This is a genomic window from Phaeobacter sp. HF9A, assembly GCF_011806385.1.
Taxonomy (GTDB): Bacteria; Pseudomonadota; Alphaproteobacteria; order Rhodobacterales; family Rhodobacteraceae; genus Epibacterium.
The window spans coordinates 38,947-54,229 of record NZ_JAATOX010000014.1 but is presented as its reverse complement, the minus strand read 5'-3'; the positions used below and the strand labels follow the sequence as shown (position 1 = coordinate 54,229).

15 protein-coding genes are annotated in these 15,283 nt (G+C 62.2%); 1 reads left to right on the top strand and 14 read right to left on the bottom strand.

The window, feature by feature from the left end:
• From HCZ87_RS04460 to HCZ87_RS04440, 5 genes are all read right to left on the bottom strand, one after another.
• Positions 1 to 552: tripartite tricarboxylate transporter permease (locus HCZ87_RS04460; protein WP_175582150.1), on the bottom strand; the 552-nt coding region annotated here is incomplete at its 3' end.
• Between the two features lie 3 nt (positions 553 to 555).
• On the bottom strand, positions 556 to 1,017 hold the full coding sequence (locus HCZ87_RS04455) for a tripartite tricarboxylate transporter TctB family protein (protein WP_167642567.1): 462 nt from the start codon (positions 1,015 to 1,017) through the stop codon (positions 556 to 558).
• Positions 1,018 to 1,082: 65 nt separating this feature from the next.
• Complete coding sequence (locus HCZ87_RS04450) at positions 1,083 to 2,036, bottom strand: tripartite tricarboxylate transporter substrate binding protein (protein ID WP_167642566.1); 954 nt, start codon at positions 2,034 to 2,036, stop codon at positions 1,083 to 1,085.
• Positions 2,037 to 2,074: 38 nt separating this feature from the next.
• Complete coding sequence (locus HCZ87_RS04445; protein ID WP_175582149.1) at positions 2,075 to 2,755, bottom strand: RraA family protein; 681 nt, start codon at positions 2,753 to 2,755, stop codon at positions 2,075 to 2,077.
• A gap of 2 nt (positions 2,756 to 2,757) precedes the next feature.
• The gene (locus tag HCZ87_RS04440) at positions 2,758 to 3,771 is read right to left on the bottom strand and encodes a hydroxyacid dehydrogenase (protein WP_167642565.1); all 1,014 of its coding nucleotides are present in this window, start codon (positions 3,769 to 3,771) and stop codon (positions 2,758 to 2,760) included.
• A 189-nt stretch (positions 3,772 to 3,960) separates the two neighbouring features.
• On the opposite strand from HCZ87_RS04440, the gene HCZ87_RS04435 reads away from it, so the two are divergent.
• Positions 3,961 to 4,857, top strand: coding sequence for a LysR family transcriptional regulator (locus HCZ87_RS04435; protein ID WP_167642564.1), 897 nt, complete (start codon positions 3,961 to 3,963; stop codon positions 4,855 to 4,857).
• On the opposite strand, the gene HCZ87_RS04430 is transcribed toward HCZ87_RS04435, so the two are convergent.
• The 9 genes from HCZ87_RS04430 to HCZ87_RS04390 all read right to left on the bottom strand — a co-directional run bounded on the left by HCZ87_RS04430 (position 4,827) and on the right by HCZ87_RS04390 (position 15,120).
• Positions 4,827 to 5,507 (bottom strand): DUF4386 family protein, encoded by a 681-nt coding sequence (locus HCZ87_RS04430; protein WP_167642563.1) that lies wholly within the window; start codon positions 5,505 to 5,507, stop codon positions 4,827 to 4,829. The two genes, HCZ87_RS04435 and HCZ87_RS04430, sit on opposite strands and share 31 nt — an antisense overlap.
• Positions 5,508 to 5,545: 38 nt before the next feature.
• The gene (locus tag HCZ87_RS04425; RefSeq protein ID WP_167642562.1) at positions 5,546 to 6,397 is read right to left on the bottom strand and encodes an SDR family oxidoreductase; all 852 of its coding nucleotides are present in this window, start codon (positions 6,395 to 6,397) and stop codon (positions 5,546 to 5,548) included.
• 240 nt (positions 6,398 to 6,637) lie between these two features.
• Positions 6,638 to 6,997, bottom strand: a complete 360-nt coding sequence (locus HCZ87_RS04420; protein ID WP_167642561.1) for a glycine zipper family protein — start codon at positions 6,995 to 6,997, stop codon at positions 6,638 to 6,640.
• 187 nt (positions 6,998 to 7,184) lie between these two features.
• Positions 7,185 to 8,384, bottom strand: a complete 1,200-nt coding sequence (locus HCZ87_RS04415) for an AraC family transcriptional regulator (RefSeq protein ID WP_167642560.1) — start codon at positions 8,382 to 8,384, stop codon at positions 7,185 to 7,187.
• A gap of 192 nt (positions 8,385 to 8,576) precedes the next feature.
• Positions 8,577 to 10,499 (bottom strand): serine hydrolase, encoded by a 1,923-nt coding sequence (locus HCZ87_RS04410; protein WP_167642559.1) that lies wholly within the window; start codon positions 10,497 to 10,499, stop codon positions 8,577 to 8,579.
• 184 nt (positions 10,500 to 10,683) lie between these two features.
• On the bottom strand, positions 10,684 to 11,361 hold the full coding sequence (locus HCZ87_RS04405) for a GntR family transcriptional regulator (RefSeq protein ID WP_167642558.1): 678 nt from the start codon (positions 11,359 to 11,361) through the stop codon (positions 10,684 to 10,686).
• 171 nt (positions 11,362 to 11,532) lie between these two features.
• The gene (locus tag HCZ87_RS04400) at positions 11,533 to 12,294 is read right to left on the bottom strand and encodes an SDR family NAD(P)-dependent oxidoreductase (RefSeq protein WP_167642557.1); all 762 of its coding nucleotides are present in this window, start codon (positions 12,292 to 12,294) and stop codon (positions 11,533 to 11,535) included.
• A 34-nt stretch (positions 12,295 to 12,328) separates the two neighbouring features.
• Positions 12,329 to 13,711, bottom strand: a complete 1,383-nt coding sequence (locus HCZ87_RS04395; protein ID WP_167642556.1) for a glutamine synthetase family protein — start codon at positions 13,709 to 13,711, stop codon at positions 12,329 to 12,331.
• Positions 13,708 to 15,120, bottom strand: a complete 1,413-nt coding sequence (locus HCZ87_RS04390) for an aspartate aminotransferase family protein (RefSeq protein ID WP_167642555.1) — start codon at positions 15,118 to 15,120, stop codon at positions 13,708 to 13,710. The genes HCZ87_RS04395 and HCZ87_RS04390 overlap by 4 nt, the downstream gene beginning before the upstream one ends.
• Positions 15,121 to 15,283 lie beyond the last annotated feature (163 nt).

Genomic DNA, 15,283 nt, shown 5'->3' with positions numbered 1-15,283 from the left:
CGGGTCGGATCCGATGACCGAGACGAAGACCCCGAAACAAGCCGAAATCAGCCCCTTGATCGGGTTGCCCCCCAAGAGGAAGATGATCGAGGCAAGCCCGAAGACCGCGACCCAGAACACTTCGGAGGGGCCGAACAGCAGCGTGACCTTGGACAAAGGCGGGGCCAGCAGCATCAGCGCAAAGGCCGAGGCGATGCCGCCGATGGACGAGGAGACGACCGCGACTTGCAGGGCGAAACCGCCTTCGCCCTTTTGCGCCATCGGGTAGCCATCAAAGGTGGTGGCGACAGCGGCAGGGGTGCCGGGGATGCGCAAAAGCACAGCCGGGATCGCGCCGCCATACATCGCGCCGTTGTAAATGCCCGCCATCAGGCCGAGCGCGACAAGCGGCTCAAGACCAAAGGTGAAGGGCACGAGGACAGAGATCGCCATGGTCGCCGAGAGACCCGGCATGGCGCCGACGACAATGCCCGCGATCACACCGATGATGACGGCGGCAAAATTCGTCAGGGCAAAGACGTTGGGCAGGGCGTGAAGAAGATCAGCATACATGGTTCAGCGCCCCCAAAAACGGCCAGTGGGAAAGTCCTGCGACATCCCGAAATCAAAGATCGCCCAGATCGTGCCGACGACGATCACCGTCGCGATCAAAAGGCCGATGGGGCTGCGATAGCCGAAGATCCACGCCACCAGCGGGATCGTCACGGCAGTGCTGATGTAAAAGCCGATGAAATCGGTGGCGATCGCATAGCTGACGATCAGCAGGAACGCCCCGATCACCCGCTTTGGCGATTTGGTCATGGGCTCGGCATCCTTGCCCGCGCTGGCCTTGCGTTGATCCGCAACCAGGAGGGCGACCGACAGCACGATCAGGCCGATCAGCATGGCGGCAGGCAGCAGCGCGGAAATGGCGCGCAAATCATAGGTCGGGATCAGGAACCCGGCGGCGACCACGATGATACCGAGCGCGGTCAGGGTCTCGGGCCTTGTCAGGCGGGAATTACGGCTCTCGGGCATGGGATTGCTCTTGATGTGAGGGAGGGGGTGGGCGTGAGAGAGAAAGCTCCCTCACGCATTTGGCCTCAGTTCCAGGGGGTGGTTTCCCACACGCCGTTGGCGAGGTCATAGAGATCAGAGGTCAGTTGTTTGAAATCATCGCCGGTCACGACTTCGACCGGGTTTGCGGTCGCGGCCATGGCGTCGAGGAACTCCTGATCGCTGGACAGCTGAGTGAAGGCTTCAATCAGCTTGGCCTTCACATCTTCGGGCAGGCCCGCAGGCGCGATAAAGCCGCGCATGGAACCGTTCACCAGATCGAGTCCCTGTTCCTTGAAGGTCGGCAGGTCGGGTGCGAAGGGCGAACGTTCCTTGGTGGCGACGCCCAGCACGTTCAGCTGGTCCTGGAATTCGGCCACTTCGGAGATGTTCAGAATGCCCATGGCAACGTGGCCACCCAGCAGCGCGGTGCGCGCGGGGGCAGAGCCCTTGAACGGTACGATGGTGAACTCGGTCTCGGTCGCGTTTTGCAGCTTGATCAGCGCAAAATGGTCATCGCCGCCCAAAGACGACATGCCGACGGTCACGGCAAAGGGGTTTTCCTTGGCTTCGGCGATCAGCTTGTCCAGCGTGTCCAGGCCGCTGTCCTTGGAGGTGACGATGACGTTGGGGTCATTCACAACATTGGCAAGGTAGGTAAAGCTGTCGCGGTCGTAATCCGCCTCGCGGTCGATGGTGCGTGCCATCATGCCGGGCAGGTTGAAGGTGCCAAGCGTGTAGCCATCGGGTTCAGCATTGGCCGCCTCGGTCACGCCAATCTGGCCAGAGGCGCCGGGCATGTTCTTGACGACGAGGCTGGCCCCCTCGCCAAGGTATTTTTCGATAAAGGGCGCGGCGGTGCGTGCCATCACATCGGTGCCGCCGCCGGCGGAATAGCCGACGATCACCTCGATCGGCTTTTCCGGGTATTCGGCCAGCGCCGCGCCTGCGGCAAGGCACATCGCACCTGCGATGGCGGTTTTCTTGAAGATATTCAGCATGTGACTCCTCCTGTTCATGCGGATTGTCTCTTGGTGGTTCAGTCTTTGGGCAAAGCGCAACCGAGTTTTGTCAGGGTTGCATCAACCCAGGATCGGTCGTTCTTGCCTTCGGCGATGGCCTGCATCTGTGCGGTTTCTGCCGCCAGCTTTGCCTGCGCTTTCTTGAGGATGCCCTCGGCCGCATCGATCGGCACGCAGAGCACGCCGTCGCCGTCGCCGATGATGATGTCGCCGGGATGAATGACCATGCCGTCGATGGCGACGGGCACGTTGATTTCACCGGGGCCGTCCTTGTAGGGGCCGCGATGGGTCACACCGGCGGCGAAGACCGGGTGATTGACCTCTTTCATCGCGTCCGAATCGCGGATTGCGCCATTCAACACCAGCCCGGCCACGCCGCGCTTGATCGCGTAGGCCAGCATCATCTCGCCGAACAGAGCATTGGACGTGTCGCCCCCGGCGTCCATGACGATCACATCGCCGGGCTGTGCCATGTCGATGGCCTTGTGCAGCATCAGGTTGTCGCCGGGGCGCGCCTTGACCGTCAGGGCGACGCCCGCCATGCCGCCAGAACTGTGCATCGGGCGCATGGTCGGGCCGGCGGCGGTCATGCGCGACATGCTGTCGGATACGTTGGCGACGGGCAGCTTGGCGAATTCGGCGACGAGCTCGGCCGGGGCGACGCGGTCACGGTTGAGGATACGGAATCCGATGGTCATGGTTATTTCTCCATGTTGTTGGCCGGCGCCGCCTGCGCGGCGGCCAGCAATTTGCGGTTGATGATACGTTCGGGGGCGACGGGCTGGCCGCTCAGGATCTGGAAGATGCCGCGCACCGCATCGACGCCGACGCGCGCCCCGGCCTGGCGGGTGACGCCGCCGATATGGGGCGTCAGCACGATTTCCGGCAGGGCAAAGAAGGGATGGTCGGCTTCGGGCGGTTCAACCGCGAACGTGTCCAGCCCGGCGCCCGCGAGATGGCCGCTCTGGATCGCGGCCACCAGGGCGTCCTCGTCTATCAGGCCACCGCGTGCGGTATTGATGACGTAGGAGCCGGCAGGCATCCGCGCCAGCGCCTCGGCGTTCAGGATGCCACGGGTTTGTTCGGTCAGCGGGCAGTGCAGGGAGAGGATATCGCTCCGCGTCAGCATGTCCTCGAAGCTGTAGCAGCGGATGACGCCCAGCTCTTCAAAGGCGCTGTCGGGGGCAAATGGGTCAAACCCGACCAGCTGAAGGCCCAATCCCTGCGCGATGCGGCCTGTTGCCTGCGCAATCGCGCCCATGCCCATCAGGCCCATGGTCGATCCGGCGATCTCGCGGCCCGAAAACCCCGGTTTTTCCCAACGACCGGCGCGCAGCCCGGCATCCAGCGGCAGCACGCGCTTGACCGTCGCCAGCAACAGCGCGATGGCATGTTCGGCCACCGATACCGCATTGGCGCCAGTGGCGACCAGCACCGGGATGCCCCGTTCTGCGGCGGCCTGGATGTCGATATTGTCAACCCCGACCCCGTGTTTGGAGATCACCTTGATCTGCGGCGCCGCATCCATCACGGCGGCATCCAGACGGCCCATGCGGGAGACGATGCCCTCGGCGCCGGTCTGCTGGAGATAGTCAGAAATCACCGCGCTGTCGGCGTAGGGTGGGGTATGCACCGTCTGATACCCGTGTTCCGCCACCAGGCGGGCAGCGGCCGGATCGAGGTCAGGCCCCGTTACGAGGATTGTTTTGCTCATCGCGCGTGTCTCCATAGCGTCCCGAAGCGTCGGGGCGCGCCATTTCGTGTCATTGTCTGTCGAATGGCCCACAGCGGCCTCCCAAACCGGGCTGCGGGTGTCCTCCTTGGTGGGCTATCGTAATGCCAAGAATGTCTTCACAAAAGCGCGTAATTCTGGTTATTAGATTTAGAAAAAATGGATTTGATGATGGATACCCGGCAACTCAGGACTCTTTTGGCCATTCAGTCGCATGGCACCTTTGCGCAGGCGGCGGATGTGGTTGGCCTCACGCCTTCGGCTGTCAGCCAGCAGGTTCACGCGCTGGAGGAGGAGCTGCGCGTGACCATCTTTGACCGCAGCACCCGTCCGCCCAGAACCACGCCCGAGGGGCTTCAGGTTATTGAAATGGCACGCGATATCCTCCGCCGCGAAGAGGACACCAAGGCCAGCCTGCGGGGCGATCAGATCGCCGGGACGCTGATGCTGGGCTCGGTGCGCTCAAGCGCGCTGAACCTGCTGCCGCGGGCGCTGGTGCAGATGCGCCAGCGCTATCCTGATCTCAAGCCAAACCTGCGTGTTTCGCTGTCGTCCACGCTCATCGCGGATGTGGCCGCTGGGCGGCTGGATGCGGCCATCGTCGCCGAACATCTCGGATTTCCCAGCGCCCTGCGGTGGAGTCCGTTCCTGCGCGAGCCGCTCTGGCTGATTGCGCCGCGCGGGATGGAGGCAAGCGATCCGATCAACCTGCTGAACACCCGCCCCTATATCCGTTTTCGAAGCGCGGTGCCGCTGGCCAATCTCATCGACACTGAGCTGTCCCGTCTGGGAGTGGTGACGAATGATGTGGCCGAGATCGACACGATCGGCTCGATCGTGACCGGTGTGCGCCAGGGGCTGGGCATATCGGTGGTGCCGCATGTGGCGCTTCAGGAACCCGAAGACCTTGATATCACGCGTCTTCCCTTCGGCCACCCGCAGGTGACCCGTCAGATCGGCATTGTGGAGAGAACGACCTCGCCGCGCGCCGAGATCATCGCGCGGCTCCATGCGGTGTTGGCCGAACTCTGCGGCGATTACGGTGTGGACCGCGCTGCCGGGGCTTGACGACTGCGGATCAGCGTCAGCCCTGTTGCGATGAACCAGGCGAAGGCCCCAATCCCAAAGAGTGCCCCGGCGATATCCCCTATCGGCGCAAACAGGGTTGCAATCCCGCCGGCCCCGCTGAGCAAGCCAAGGCCAGCGGTCACTTTGCCAAGCTTGCGCGCTGCGAGGCCAACAAGGCTGACGCAGCCGATCCAGAGCCCTCCGGCGATTTCATTGCCGCCGCCGAGGCCAAGCTCGACCGCATGCAGGGTCTCCCAAAGCGACACGGCGCGATCAAAGTCGATCGGTGCCAGATGGGCGGCACGTTCCACCGCGACATTGCCGATCATGCCGGCCCCGATCACCAATGTCGCCCAGATCACCCCGAGCGCACCGGTCATGGTTGCCCAATCTGCCGTGGCCCTGCGCAACCTTGCATGTATCGCAACGACCAGAACCGCCAGGGCCAGTCCGTTCAGAATATAGATCACACTGTTCCAAAGGATCAGAAAACCGCTGTTGGCCTCTATGAACCTCACGACCGCTTCTGCGTTGATGTCTTGCGTGCCATAGCCGAACGGCGCCAGCACCGCGACCAAACCGGCAAAGCCGAACAGATATGTGGCGGCGCAGGTGAGGCCGGCAATGGCTCCAAGTGTTTGAAGTTTCATGAATGTTCTCAGTCTAAAGATTCAATCGGGGCAGAGGGCTACTCGCCGTGCTCTGTCATTGATTTGAAATGATCCACCAGCTTGCGCGTCCCGGACGCGGGTGCGGTCATGTTCATTGCGGCGGCGCTCAGAAAGAACTGCGCTGGGCCGGCGATCCGGCGGGGGGCAAGCCTGGGAAGCAGGAAGAGCGCGCAACGTCGTAGGACATCCGGCAGATGGGTTATCCGGGGGCGGGAGCCCAGAACATCAAAGCACAGCCTGGCAAGATCGTTCTGCGTAAAGGTCTCCGGCCCGCCGATGTCCGCCCCGGCAGAGCCCCGTTCAATGGTGTCAAAGATCGCCGCCGCAAGGTCGGCGCCATGGATCGGGTTGATCCGGTATTGTCCGTTTCCGAACAACCAGACGCGCCCGGCCTGCGCCATCGTCAGGAAATCTCCCATATCGGAAAAATACCCGGTGGGTGCGATCACCGTGGAGGCAAGATCGGCGGTCTGAAGCCTGCGCACAAAGGCGGCCTTTGCTGCGACAAGGGGCACGTGATCCATGCGGTCGGCGTTCAGAACGTGGACATAGGCAAAGCGCGTGACAGGGCTGCGTATTGCTTCTTCCAGGAGGTTCACATTGGCCTGGTAATCGACATCCCAATAGCCGACACCATCTGCCTGGCGCGTGATCCCCAAGGCGGAGATGACCAGATCAATATCGGCCATCGTTCCCGTCAGCGTTTCCGACCAGGTGGCTTCTGCCTCGATGATCCGGTCCGCAGAGGGTGCCCCGTTGCGGCTCGATCTGCGGACCAAGGCAGTGACATGCCAGCCGCGCGTCTGGTATTCTTGGCAAAGAAACCGGCCCAGATAGCCGGTCGCCCCTGCGATCAAAACACGTTTCATGTCTTCGGTTTCCTCATTTTCCGGGCTGAGGCGCGCGCCGGAGTGGACAGGATGCATGCCGTCTGGCCCGCATGCGTGTCAGCCCGCGCGCCTTGGGTAAAACAGGCCCGGCATCGTTTTGACACCGCGTTGCGCCGTTGTGGCCTGGGGGCCGCCCGGACGCTGCCAGATTATGCCAAGGTGCAGAAGCGCCGAGAAGCGGCGTCGGCGCAGACGGATGATGCCAGACATTGCGACTGCCTAGCCTACGACCCGGTGCCCGCGTCCGCGCAGGCATTCCACAACAATGGCTTCGCGCCGTTCGGAGGCGTTGACAGCCCCGGCGGCACCCCCGGCGAGCGCACCAAAGATGGCGCCACCCAGCGCATCCGAATCGTCATCAATATCGCCCAGAATAGCCCCGGCACCCGCGCCCAGTACCGCTGCGCCAAGGGTTTCCTGATCGAATTGTTTTTGATTGCGGGCGAGGGCCTGGCAGGCGCTCAGATCGGATTGGAATGCCGCCGTCGGCGGGCCGTCCAGAATCGGCTGGCGGTTTGCGCCGCTGTCAGCGCATGCGGCGATGGCAAGCAGTGCGGGCAACGTGATCAGGTATTTCATATTCGGGTCCTTTTCAACAATAGGGCCAACGCGGTCCCGGCTCGTCCGAGCAGCGCGTCGGCTGATGTGAAAAGGAATAGGCGGCAGTCCTGCTGCGCGCGACCGGGCGGGCTGGTCGGGACGTTCGAACAAGCTGGATCGAACGGGGCTAAGCCATTTGTTTTATTGGCGTTCCGTTTTTCTGAACCTAGGGTTTATGCGTCGCCCGCCATTGCGTTGGCGTCTGGTCGGTGACCTTCTTGAACCTGGTGTTGAAGGTCGATTTTGCGTTGAAACCGACGGTCTCGCTGATCTCCAGGATCGACTCATTGGTTTGGATCAACAGCTCACAGGCATCGCGGATGCGGCATTGGTTTACGTAGTCGTAAAAGGACATGCCGACCTTGGTGTTGAGCACTTCGGACAGGTGGATCGGCGGGATCGAGATCAGCGTCGCGAGGCCCCGCAGGTTCAGGTTGTGATCACGCCAAAGCTGCCCCTCTGCCATGCGCTTTTCCAGCCGCATCGCATAGCGTTCGATGTCTTGCTGGGTCAGCCCCGAGCGCGCGTAACGAGAGGTCGATGGGCCTGGTTCGGTGATCGGGTCTTCTTTCGGGGCGGCTTCTTCTTTCAGCACCGAACCGCTCCAGCCGGGCAGGGGCGGATTGGCGCGCAGGGCAAAGATCCCGAAGGACATGGGCAGGATCACGTCAAAGAGCAATGACCAGATCCCCTCCCGCAGGGAGTTGTATCCGAGCAATTGCCCGATTTCATCGGCAATCACGATGAATGCGATGGTGAAGATCGTTGCGACCAAAGCGTCAAGCCAGCGCAGGGTCTTGCCTTCGAGATCGGAAAACACGTCGCGGATATTGCGTTTGTGAAGGATCAGACGTCGGATACATATGGTGCCGTAGACCATGAGAATGGCGACCCACACGATCCAGAATATCGTTTCGCCGGTCTCTATCACGTCCTGACGGCGGTCCGAAATCGCGCCGTCAACCAGCCCGATGCGGATATCTCCGGGCAGGATCAGCGCTGGCGAGAGACACAGAAACCCCGCCACGAACGGTAGGAGGTGGACAAGATCGGCACGCGCGAGCTTGGGGGTGGGGCTGGTCAGGGCCCGCACATAGAAATAGAGCGCAACGATATATCCGGGGATCAGGACGTCATTCCACCGGTATAGCGCGCTCGGGCCGATGAAGATGTCTGAATAGACGAGGGAGTCGAGGCAGTCGCAGATATTGACCGAGAAGAAGGCAATCATTGACCAGATGTGCATCCTTGGCGGGTCGGTGTCGCGCAACCGCAGGAGCAAGCCCAGCAGGACGAAGGTTGAAACTGCCAGCGCCTCCGCGACGCCGAGGTATTCCCAAAAGAGTTGTTCCCGAAGGATGATCATGCGTTGCGGCCCCCATCTTCGGCTGTTCTAGCGCCTGCGCGGGAAATGCAAAGTCACGGTTCTGCTTGGACCGGAGTGCTGTGTCTGGGCGGCAACGTGGCGCTGGCGTGATCAGTTGTGCCAGGGCGGAAAGCGGGCATGGGAAGGCCGCGAACTTGGAATGTCGCAGCCTTCCCCGCTCGGGGACGTTGGTTAAAGGAACGCAATGTCCGTTAGCTCAGAGAGGCCGCGCAGGAGGATGGTGTCTGCGTCTCCATCCAGCACCAGTGTCAGACCTGCGTCCTCCACCGAATGGCTGATGACTGTCCGCCCCAGCAGGGCGATGCTGTCCACACCGATCTGATAGTCGGAAATCACATCGTGATCGCTGTGCCCGTCAGCCGCACCTTTGCCGAACACAAAAGTATCCGCGCCCTGGCCGCCGGTCAGCAGATCATTGCCGCGGCCTCCATTGAGGCGATCATCGCCCCGCCCGCCAGAGAGCCGGTCACCGCCCGCGCCGCCAGACAGCCGGTCGTCGCCGGACTGTCCCAGCAGGCGATCCGCGCCAGAGCCGCCGACGAGCCTGTCCTGGCCGCCGCCACCGCGCAAGGTGTCATCACCCCTCTGTCCGAATATGGTATCACGACCGGCCCCGCCCCAAAGCAGGTCATCGCCGCCTTGCCCCAAAAGCCGATCAGACCCGGCGCCGCCAAAAAGCTGATCCTTCCCCGTTCCGCCAAGCAGGGTATCGGCACCGATGCCGCCTCTGAGCTGGTCATTGCCTGCGGCCCCGCTCAGCCTGTCGTTGCCGGCAAATCCGCGCAGTTGGTCATGTCCTGCGCCGGATGCGTCAAGCACGTCATCGCGAGCCGTGCCGAGATCGAGGATCGACCCATCCGAGAAGACAAAATCATCGCTGTCGAAGGACTTGATGTGGTCTGGCAGTTGAAAACCTGCGCCGTCGGCGCTCAGCACGGAGATACCATCCTGTGTGTCGATGCTCAGCTCAGCCGCGCTGATGCCCTCGATCAAAAGCGGATCACCGAGCGGCTGCTGTTGCCAGGCGTCATCCTCTGCGAGGGTGGCGGCGCTGCTGATGGCGGCGCCGGTTCCGGTTGCGTCCCCGTTGCCGAGGTTGACCATGGTCGAAATGATCTGACCGGTCTCGACATGCAGATAGGTGGCGCTGTCGGTGCCGTAGATGCCGCCGGCAAAGCCCACAAACGTGCCGACGCCCTCGAATTCCATCAAGCCAAGCCCGTAGTTGAAGCCAAACCCGCGCGGGTCCTGACCGGCGGTATCAAAGTCGGTCATGGTGGCAAGCACGGTTTCAGACGTCAGCGTGCGGTCCACCAGTAGCGCTTTCAGAAAGCGGGTCATGTCGGCGGCGGTGGAGACGACACCGCCTTCGCCATGGGCATCCACCCGCAGGGCGCTGGTATCGACAAGGGTGCCGTCGAGCTCCAGATAGGAGGACACCAGTCCAGGATTATCGCGGTAATCTTCCAGGTAGGTGTCGCCCATGCCGAGCAGTGCAAAAATCCGCTCGTGAAACACTTCTCCCAGATCCTGCCCGGTGACTGCTTCGATCACTTTGCTGAGGTAGAAATAGTTGGTGTTGGAATACTCATAGGCCTGCCCGATCTCGGCAGTAGCGGGCACCCCTTGCAAGAGTGCAAGAATATGGTCGGCGCCGATGATGTCGTCCGGGTTTTCGGTGATCACGTCAAACAGCGTCGTGCCATCCGGGCGCGCAACGGCGGTGTAGTTCGGAATGCCCGTTGTCATCTGCAACGCCTGCCTGACCGTTGCGGTATCGGCATTCGCCACCCCGGCAATCAGCGCGGGGTCGATATAGTCGGCCAGCGGGCGGTCGAGATCAATCCGCCCCTCTTCTGCCAGTTCCAGAACCGTGACCCCGGTCATCATCTTGGTTTGTGAGCCGATCTTGAAACTCTGGTCAGGTTGGAGCGCGACAGCCTCCTCGATATTGCTCAGCCCGCTTGCGACAGAGGCAGAGCGCACGCCGTCGGAAACGGAGATGATCATACCGGGCGCTGCGGAATCCTGCGTGTAAGCGTCGGCCACAGATTGCGGGCCCAGCGTGAGAGCCTGAGGTGCGAAGAGAGGCATGGTATGTCCTTGGGTCTGTATTCAAAGAGGTCAGCGCGATCTGCTGTTTGGCCTCCAGATACGGATCGGATCCGGCCCGCGCGACCGAACAAGCCGGTGCAGACGTTCGAACCAGCTTGTTCGGACGGGGTTTTGCTGGCGGTAGGTAGAAATTCTGCGATCTGCGTGTCGGCTTTTGCGCGGTTCAGTCCTGGAGGGTCGGCGTCTCGGCCGCCTCTGTCTTGTCGCCCAGCGTTTGCTTGAGCAGATGAACCGCATCCATGATATCCGCCTGAATGGCCAATCCAAGCGCATCGGCGTCGTTGCGCCTGATCGCCTCAAGGGTCATTTGATGCTTGTCGACGATGTCGGATTTTTCATCCATGCTGAAGACGCTGCGCATGAAGGGGCCGAACTGCATCCAGACGCTTTCCAGCAGAGGCACCAGAACCTCGGAGCCGCCGGCACGGTAGAGCGTAAAGTGAAACTGGTAGTTTTCGCGCATATAGGCATCGACATCGCCGGTGTCGTAGCTTTCGTTCATCCGCCTGTCGCAGGCTTCCATTTCAGCGATTTTCTCTGCCGTCATGCAGGGCAGGGCGCGCATGGCGCAGAGCGGTTCCAGCTGCTGGCGGGCCTGCATCAGTTCCTCAAAACGGCTACGGGTCAGCTCTGGCACGCAGATCCGACCATTGCGCTGCACTTCAAGTGCGCGTTCACCGCTAAGGCGTGTAATGGCGCCCCGGACCGGCATCACGCCGACCCCCATCGTCTTGCTGATGCCGCGTGTGCTGACGTTTGTGCCGGGGGCGAAGCGCCCGGAGATCAGTTGCTCGCGCAGGGTCTGATAGATCTGCTGGTGCTGGGTCGAAATATCTCGCATTCAGTCCTGCCATTGCGACGGTGATTGGGCACTATGGTGCCCGTATTCTGCGTGCCGAACGGGGCGATCCCGAACGTCCCGGTCGATAGGCCAGCCTAACCAGTCCTGCGGGTTTTGCCAATTCCATCCGTCCCGGGCGACCGACCCCGCCGCGGGCAGACGCGCGGGTGATTATCCGAGTTGAACCTTGCTTTCCTGCAAGATGTTGCCACCGTCCACCACAAGCACGGATCCGTTGACATAGCTGGCCTCCTCCGCTGCGAGGAAAGCGGCGGCGGCGGCGATTTCATCCGGGCGACCGGCGCGACCTGGTGGGGTGTGGCGCGCCGCGATTAGTTCCTCTTCGGTCGAGGCGCCGGTTTCGACCCATCCGGGGGCTACGGCGTTGACCGTGACGCCATAGCGCGCAACCTCCAGCGCCAGGGCATGGGTCATGCCGACCATGCCAGCCTTGGCTGCGGAATAGGCGGCCTCGCCTTCGTTGGAGACGAGCGGGCCGGTGACAGAGGCAATATTCACGATCCGGCCCAGGCCCTTTTGGGTCATGTCCTCAAGGAAGGCCTTGGTCACGAGAAAGGCCGTTTTCAGGGTCACGTCGATGCCCACGTCCCAATCCGCCTCGGAGAGGGACATAAAGCTGCGTTGAATGGCAGGGGCCGCAATCGAGCCCATGCCTGCATTGTTTACCAATACATCGACGGGGCCGACCTCGGCGCGCAGGCGCGCGACCTGCTGCGCCTTGGTCAGGTCGGCCACATGCGATGTGATCTGGAACCCCTCGACGCGCAGCTCTTCTCCGCGGTCGTGGATGCGGTCGCTGGCACCGGCAATCGCAACCGACATCCCGCGTTGCGCAAGACGTCGGGCGATCGCAAAGCCAATGCCGTCACGTGCACCGGCACCGGTGACCAGGGCGGTCTTCAGGGAAGGCATGGCGCCCCTCCAGCGTTAGGATCCGAGTAAAGTGTCAGATCGTGTTGGCGAAATAGTCGAACTCTTCCGCGGTGACCTCGGCCATGAAGCGGTCGTATTCCGACTGCCGCAGGGCCAGGAACACATGCGCCATTTTTTCGCCAAGCGCGTCTTTGACGAAGTTCGATGCCGCTGCGCGGTCGATCGCCGCTGCCCAGTCTTTTGGCAGCACATAGTCGCTTTCGGCGTCATAGGAGGTGGCTTCGGCATCGGGGAGCAGTTTGTCCCGAATGCCCTCATACATGCCGCCCAGCACGCCCGCCGCCACCAGATAGGGGTTCGCATCGACGCCGGCAGTGCGGTGCTCGATGTGGCGATTGGCGGGGTTGCCTGCGGGGACCCGGATCGCGACGCTGCGGTTGTTGCGTCCCCAGGTTGCGGCGGTGGGTGCATAGCTGTTCTTGCTGAAGCGGCGCCAGGAGTTGATGTTGGGCGCGAACAGCAGCATCGAGTCGGCCATGTTCTTTTGCAGGCCCGCCACCGCGTTCAACAGCAGCGGCGCCAGCGCCTCGCCGGTGTCCGCCATCAGGTTCTCGCCCGCGTCATTGGCGAGGCTGGTGTGCAGATGCATGCCAGAGCCGGAGCGCCCGGACATGGGTTTCGCCATGAAGTTGGCGCGCATCCCGTGCCGGATCGCGAGACCCCGCACCAGACGTTTCAGCATGATCAGATCATCCGCCGCACGCAGGCCAGAGGTCCGGTGCCGCAGCGTCAGCTCGTATTGGCCGGGGGCGTATTCGGAAATCATCGTCTCGACCGGCAGGCCCTGCACTTCGGCATGGGCGTATAGCTCGGCGATGAAGCTCTGCATATTGTCGAGCGGGTCAAGGCTGTAGACCTGATTGGTCGAATTCAGATCGCCGGTGATCGGCATCCGCGCGGCCTGCGGGCGGCCAGTGGCGTCGCGGCTGGCGTCCAGCAGATAGAATTCCAGCTCGAAGGCCATCACGGGGGTCATGCCGATTTGCGCAAAAGCGTCGATCTGGCGCGACAGGGCGTGGCGCGGATCGGCGGCCATGCGGGTGCCGTCAAGCTCATAAAGGCTCACGCGGACTTCGCCCCGCTTGGGCGAGGTCCAGGGCAGTTCCACCAGCGACCCGGCAATCGGCCAGGCAATCCGGTCCGCATCGCCGTCGTCCCAGACCAGCCCGGTCTCGTCCACATCCTCGCCGGTGACGTCGAGCCCGAGGATCGAGCCGGGCAGGTGCCGGCCGGATTTGAAAAGGCCCAGCAGCTCGTGGCGGCGGATGATCTTGCCGCGGGCGATCCCGTTCGGGTCGATCAGCACAAGGTCAAAGGCCGAGATGTCGGGGTGTTTGGCCAGGAATGCTTCTGCTTCTTCGATGGAAGCGGCCTCATTGGGTCTGTTCTCGGTCATTGCACGTCCTCCTGCGAGACAAGGCGGGTCAGCACCTGTTCAAAGGCGCCGAGCAGCCCTTCGATCTGTGCTTCTGTGGTGGTTGGTGCGACCAGCACCATGTTGTGAAACGGCGTCACCAGATAGCCCTGGTTGAGCAGGCTGATATGCAACGCGTGCTGAATGTCGTCGATCTCGGCCGCGTGGGCCTCTTTTGCGTTGCGAACGGGGGTGGCGGAAAAGACGATTTCGAGCCGTGCCCCGACGCGGCTGACATGCCAGGGAAGCCCGGCGGCGCGGATCGCGTCAGTGAAACCTTGCTCCAGCCGGTCGGCATTGCGGTTCATCGTCGCGTAGGCCTCTGCGGTCATGACCTCTTCGAGGCAGGCGCGCAGGCAGGCGATTTGCAGCGTGCTGCCCGACAGGGTCGTGCCGATGCCGGAATGGCCGATGCCGGTCATCTTGGCACGGATGTCGGACATGCCCTGTGCCACATCCTTGGACATGCCCCAGATTGCGACCGGTATGCCGCCACCGACGGGTTTGCCGACGACAAAAATATCCGGCTCCAGCCCATGCACGGCGGTGTAGCCGCCAAGGCCGGTCGAAATGGTGTGGGTCTCGTCGATATGCAGCAAGGTGCCATTGGCGCGGGTCAGCTCGCGCAGGGTATCGAGGTAGCCCTCGTCCGGCAGGATCATGCCGCAGTTGGTCATCACCGGTTCAGCCAGAACTACCGCGATCTCTTTGGTTTCCAGCGCGGCTTTCAGGGCTTCAACGTCGTTGAAGGGGATGCTGACGCTGGTCGTGGTGACGTCTACAACCTGACCCAGAAGGTTCGAGCGGGGGACGGTTTTGCCATCTTCAAGATCGACCAGCGTTTCGTCGACGGCCCCGTGGTAGCAGCCATCAAAGACCAGCACCTTTTTGCGGCCGGTCACGGCCCGCGCCACCCGAATGGCAAAGCGGTTTGCGTCGCTGGCGGTGGCGGCAACCTGGAAGACAAACGGGCCGAAGCGGTCGGTCAGCAGTTTGCCGACTTTGGTGGTTTCGCCGGAAGGCAGCATTGTCGTCAGGCCGCGCGTGCCCGATTGCGCCAGGGCCTCGACGACCGGCTGCGGCGCATGGCCGAACATCGACCCGGTATCGCCAAGGCAGAAGTCGGTCAGCTCATTGCCGTCGATGTCGGTCAGGGTGCTGCCGGATGCGCCTGCCACGGCAAAGGGGAAGGGCATCGGCCAGTCGCGCATCCAGTGCTGCGGCACCTGGTCGTAAAAGCCCGTCTCGGGATTTTCGAACATGGCTTTGCTGCGTGCCCGGCGCTGGGCATAGATCTTGCCTTCCTGTTCGGAAATGGCGCGGGCCTTGGAGGTGAGCGCCGCGAGGTCAAGACCTGGCGCAAGGGGGCGGGCTGTTTCTTGGTTGCTCATGGCGATCCTCAAAATTCACAATGTGATCACTTTGCTAGATTTGAGTCCTCTTCCTGTCAACGGATATCCCAAAATTAATGGAAAAATAGGGTGTGAAATCTGAATTCAAAGCGGAGAGAGTTCATAAGTTGATCACATTTGGCGAGTCTGGGCCTTGTGGTGT

Coding starts and splice junctions, on each gene's coding strand:
- HCZ87_RS04440 (WP_167642565.1), bottom strand. CDS start 3,771: ATGAGCAAAACAATCCTCGTAACGGGGCCTGACCTCGATCCGGCCGCT.
- HCZ87_RS04390 (WP_167642555.1), bottom strand. CDS start 15,120: ATGAGCAACCAAGAAACAGCCCGCCCCCTTGCGCCAGGTCTTGACCTC.
- HCZ87_RS04450 (WP_167642566.1), bottom strand. CDS start 2,036: ATGCTGAATATCTTCAAGAAAACCGCCATCGCAGGTGCGATGTGCCTT.
- HCZ87_RS04430 (WP_167642563.1), bottom strand. CDS start 5,507: ATGAAACTTCAAACACTTGGAGCCATTGCCGGCCTCACCTGCGCCGCC.
- HCZ87_RS04445 (WP_175582149.1), bottom strand. CDS start 2,755: ATGACCATCGGATTCCGTATCCTCAACCGTGACCGCGTCGCCCCGGCC.
- HCZ87_RS04395 (WP_167642556.1), bottom strand. CDS start 13,711: ATGACCGAGAACAGACCCAATGAGGCCGCTTCCATCGAAGAAGCAGAA.
- HCZ87_RS04405 (WP_167642558.1), bottom strand. CDS start 11,361: ATGCGAGATATTTCGACCCAGCACCAGCAGATCTATCAGACCCTGCGC.
- HCZ87_RS04435 (WP_167642564.1), top strand. CDS start 3,961: ATGGATACCCGGCAACTCAGGACTCTTTTGGCCATTCAGTCGCATGGC.
- HCZ87_RS04455 (WP_167642567.1), bottom strand. CDS start 1,017: ATGCCCGAGAGCCGTAATTCCCGCCTGACAAGGCCCGAGACCCTGACC.
- HCZ87_RS04420 (WP_167642561.1), bottom strand. CDS start 6,997: ATGAAATACCTGATCACGTTGCCCGCACTGCTTGCCATCGCCGCATGC.
- HCZ87_RS04410 (WP_167642559.1), bottom strand. CDS start 10,499: ATGCCTCTCTTCGCACCTCAGGCTCTCACGCTGGGCCCGCAATCTGTG.
- HCZ87_RS04415 (WP_167642560.1), bottom strand. CDS start 8,384: ATGATCATCCTTCGGGAACAACTCTTTTGGGAATACCTCGGCGTCGCG.
- HCZ87_RS04400 (WP_167642557.1), bottom strand. CDS start 12,294: ATGCCTTCCCTGAAGACCGCCCTGGTCACCGGTGCCGGTGCACGTGAC.
- HCZ87_RS04425 (WP_167642562.1), bottom strand. CDS start 6,397: ATGAAACGTGTTTTGATCGCAGGGGCGACCGGCTATCTGGGCCGGTTT.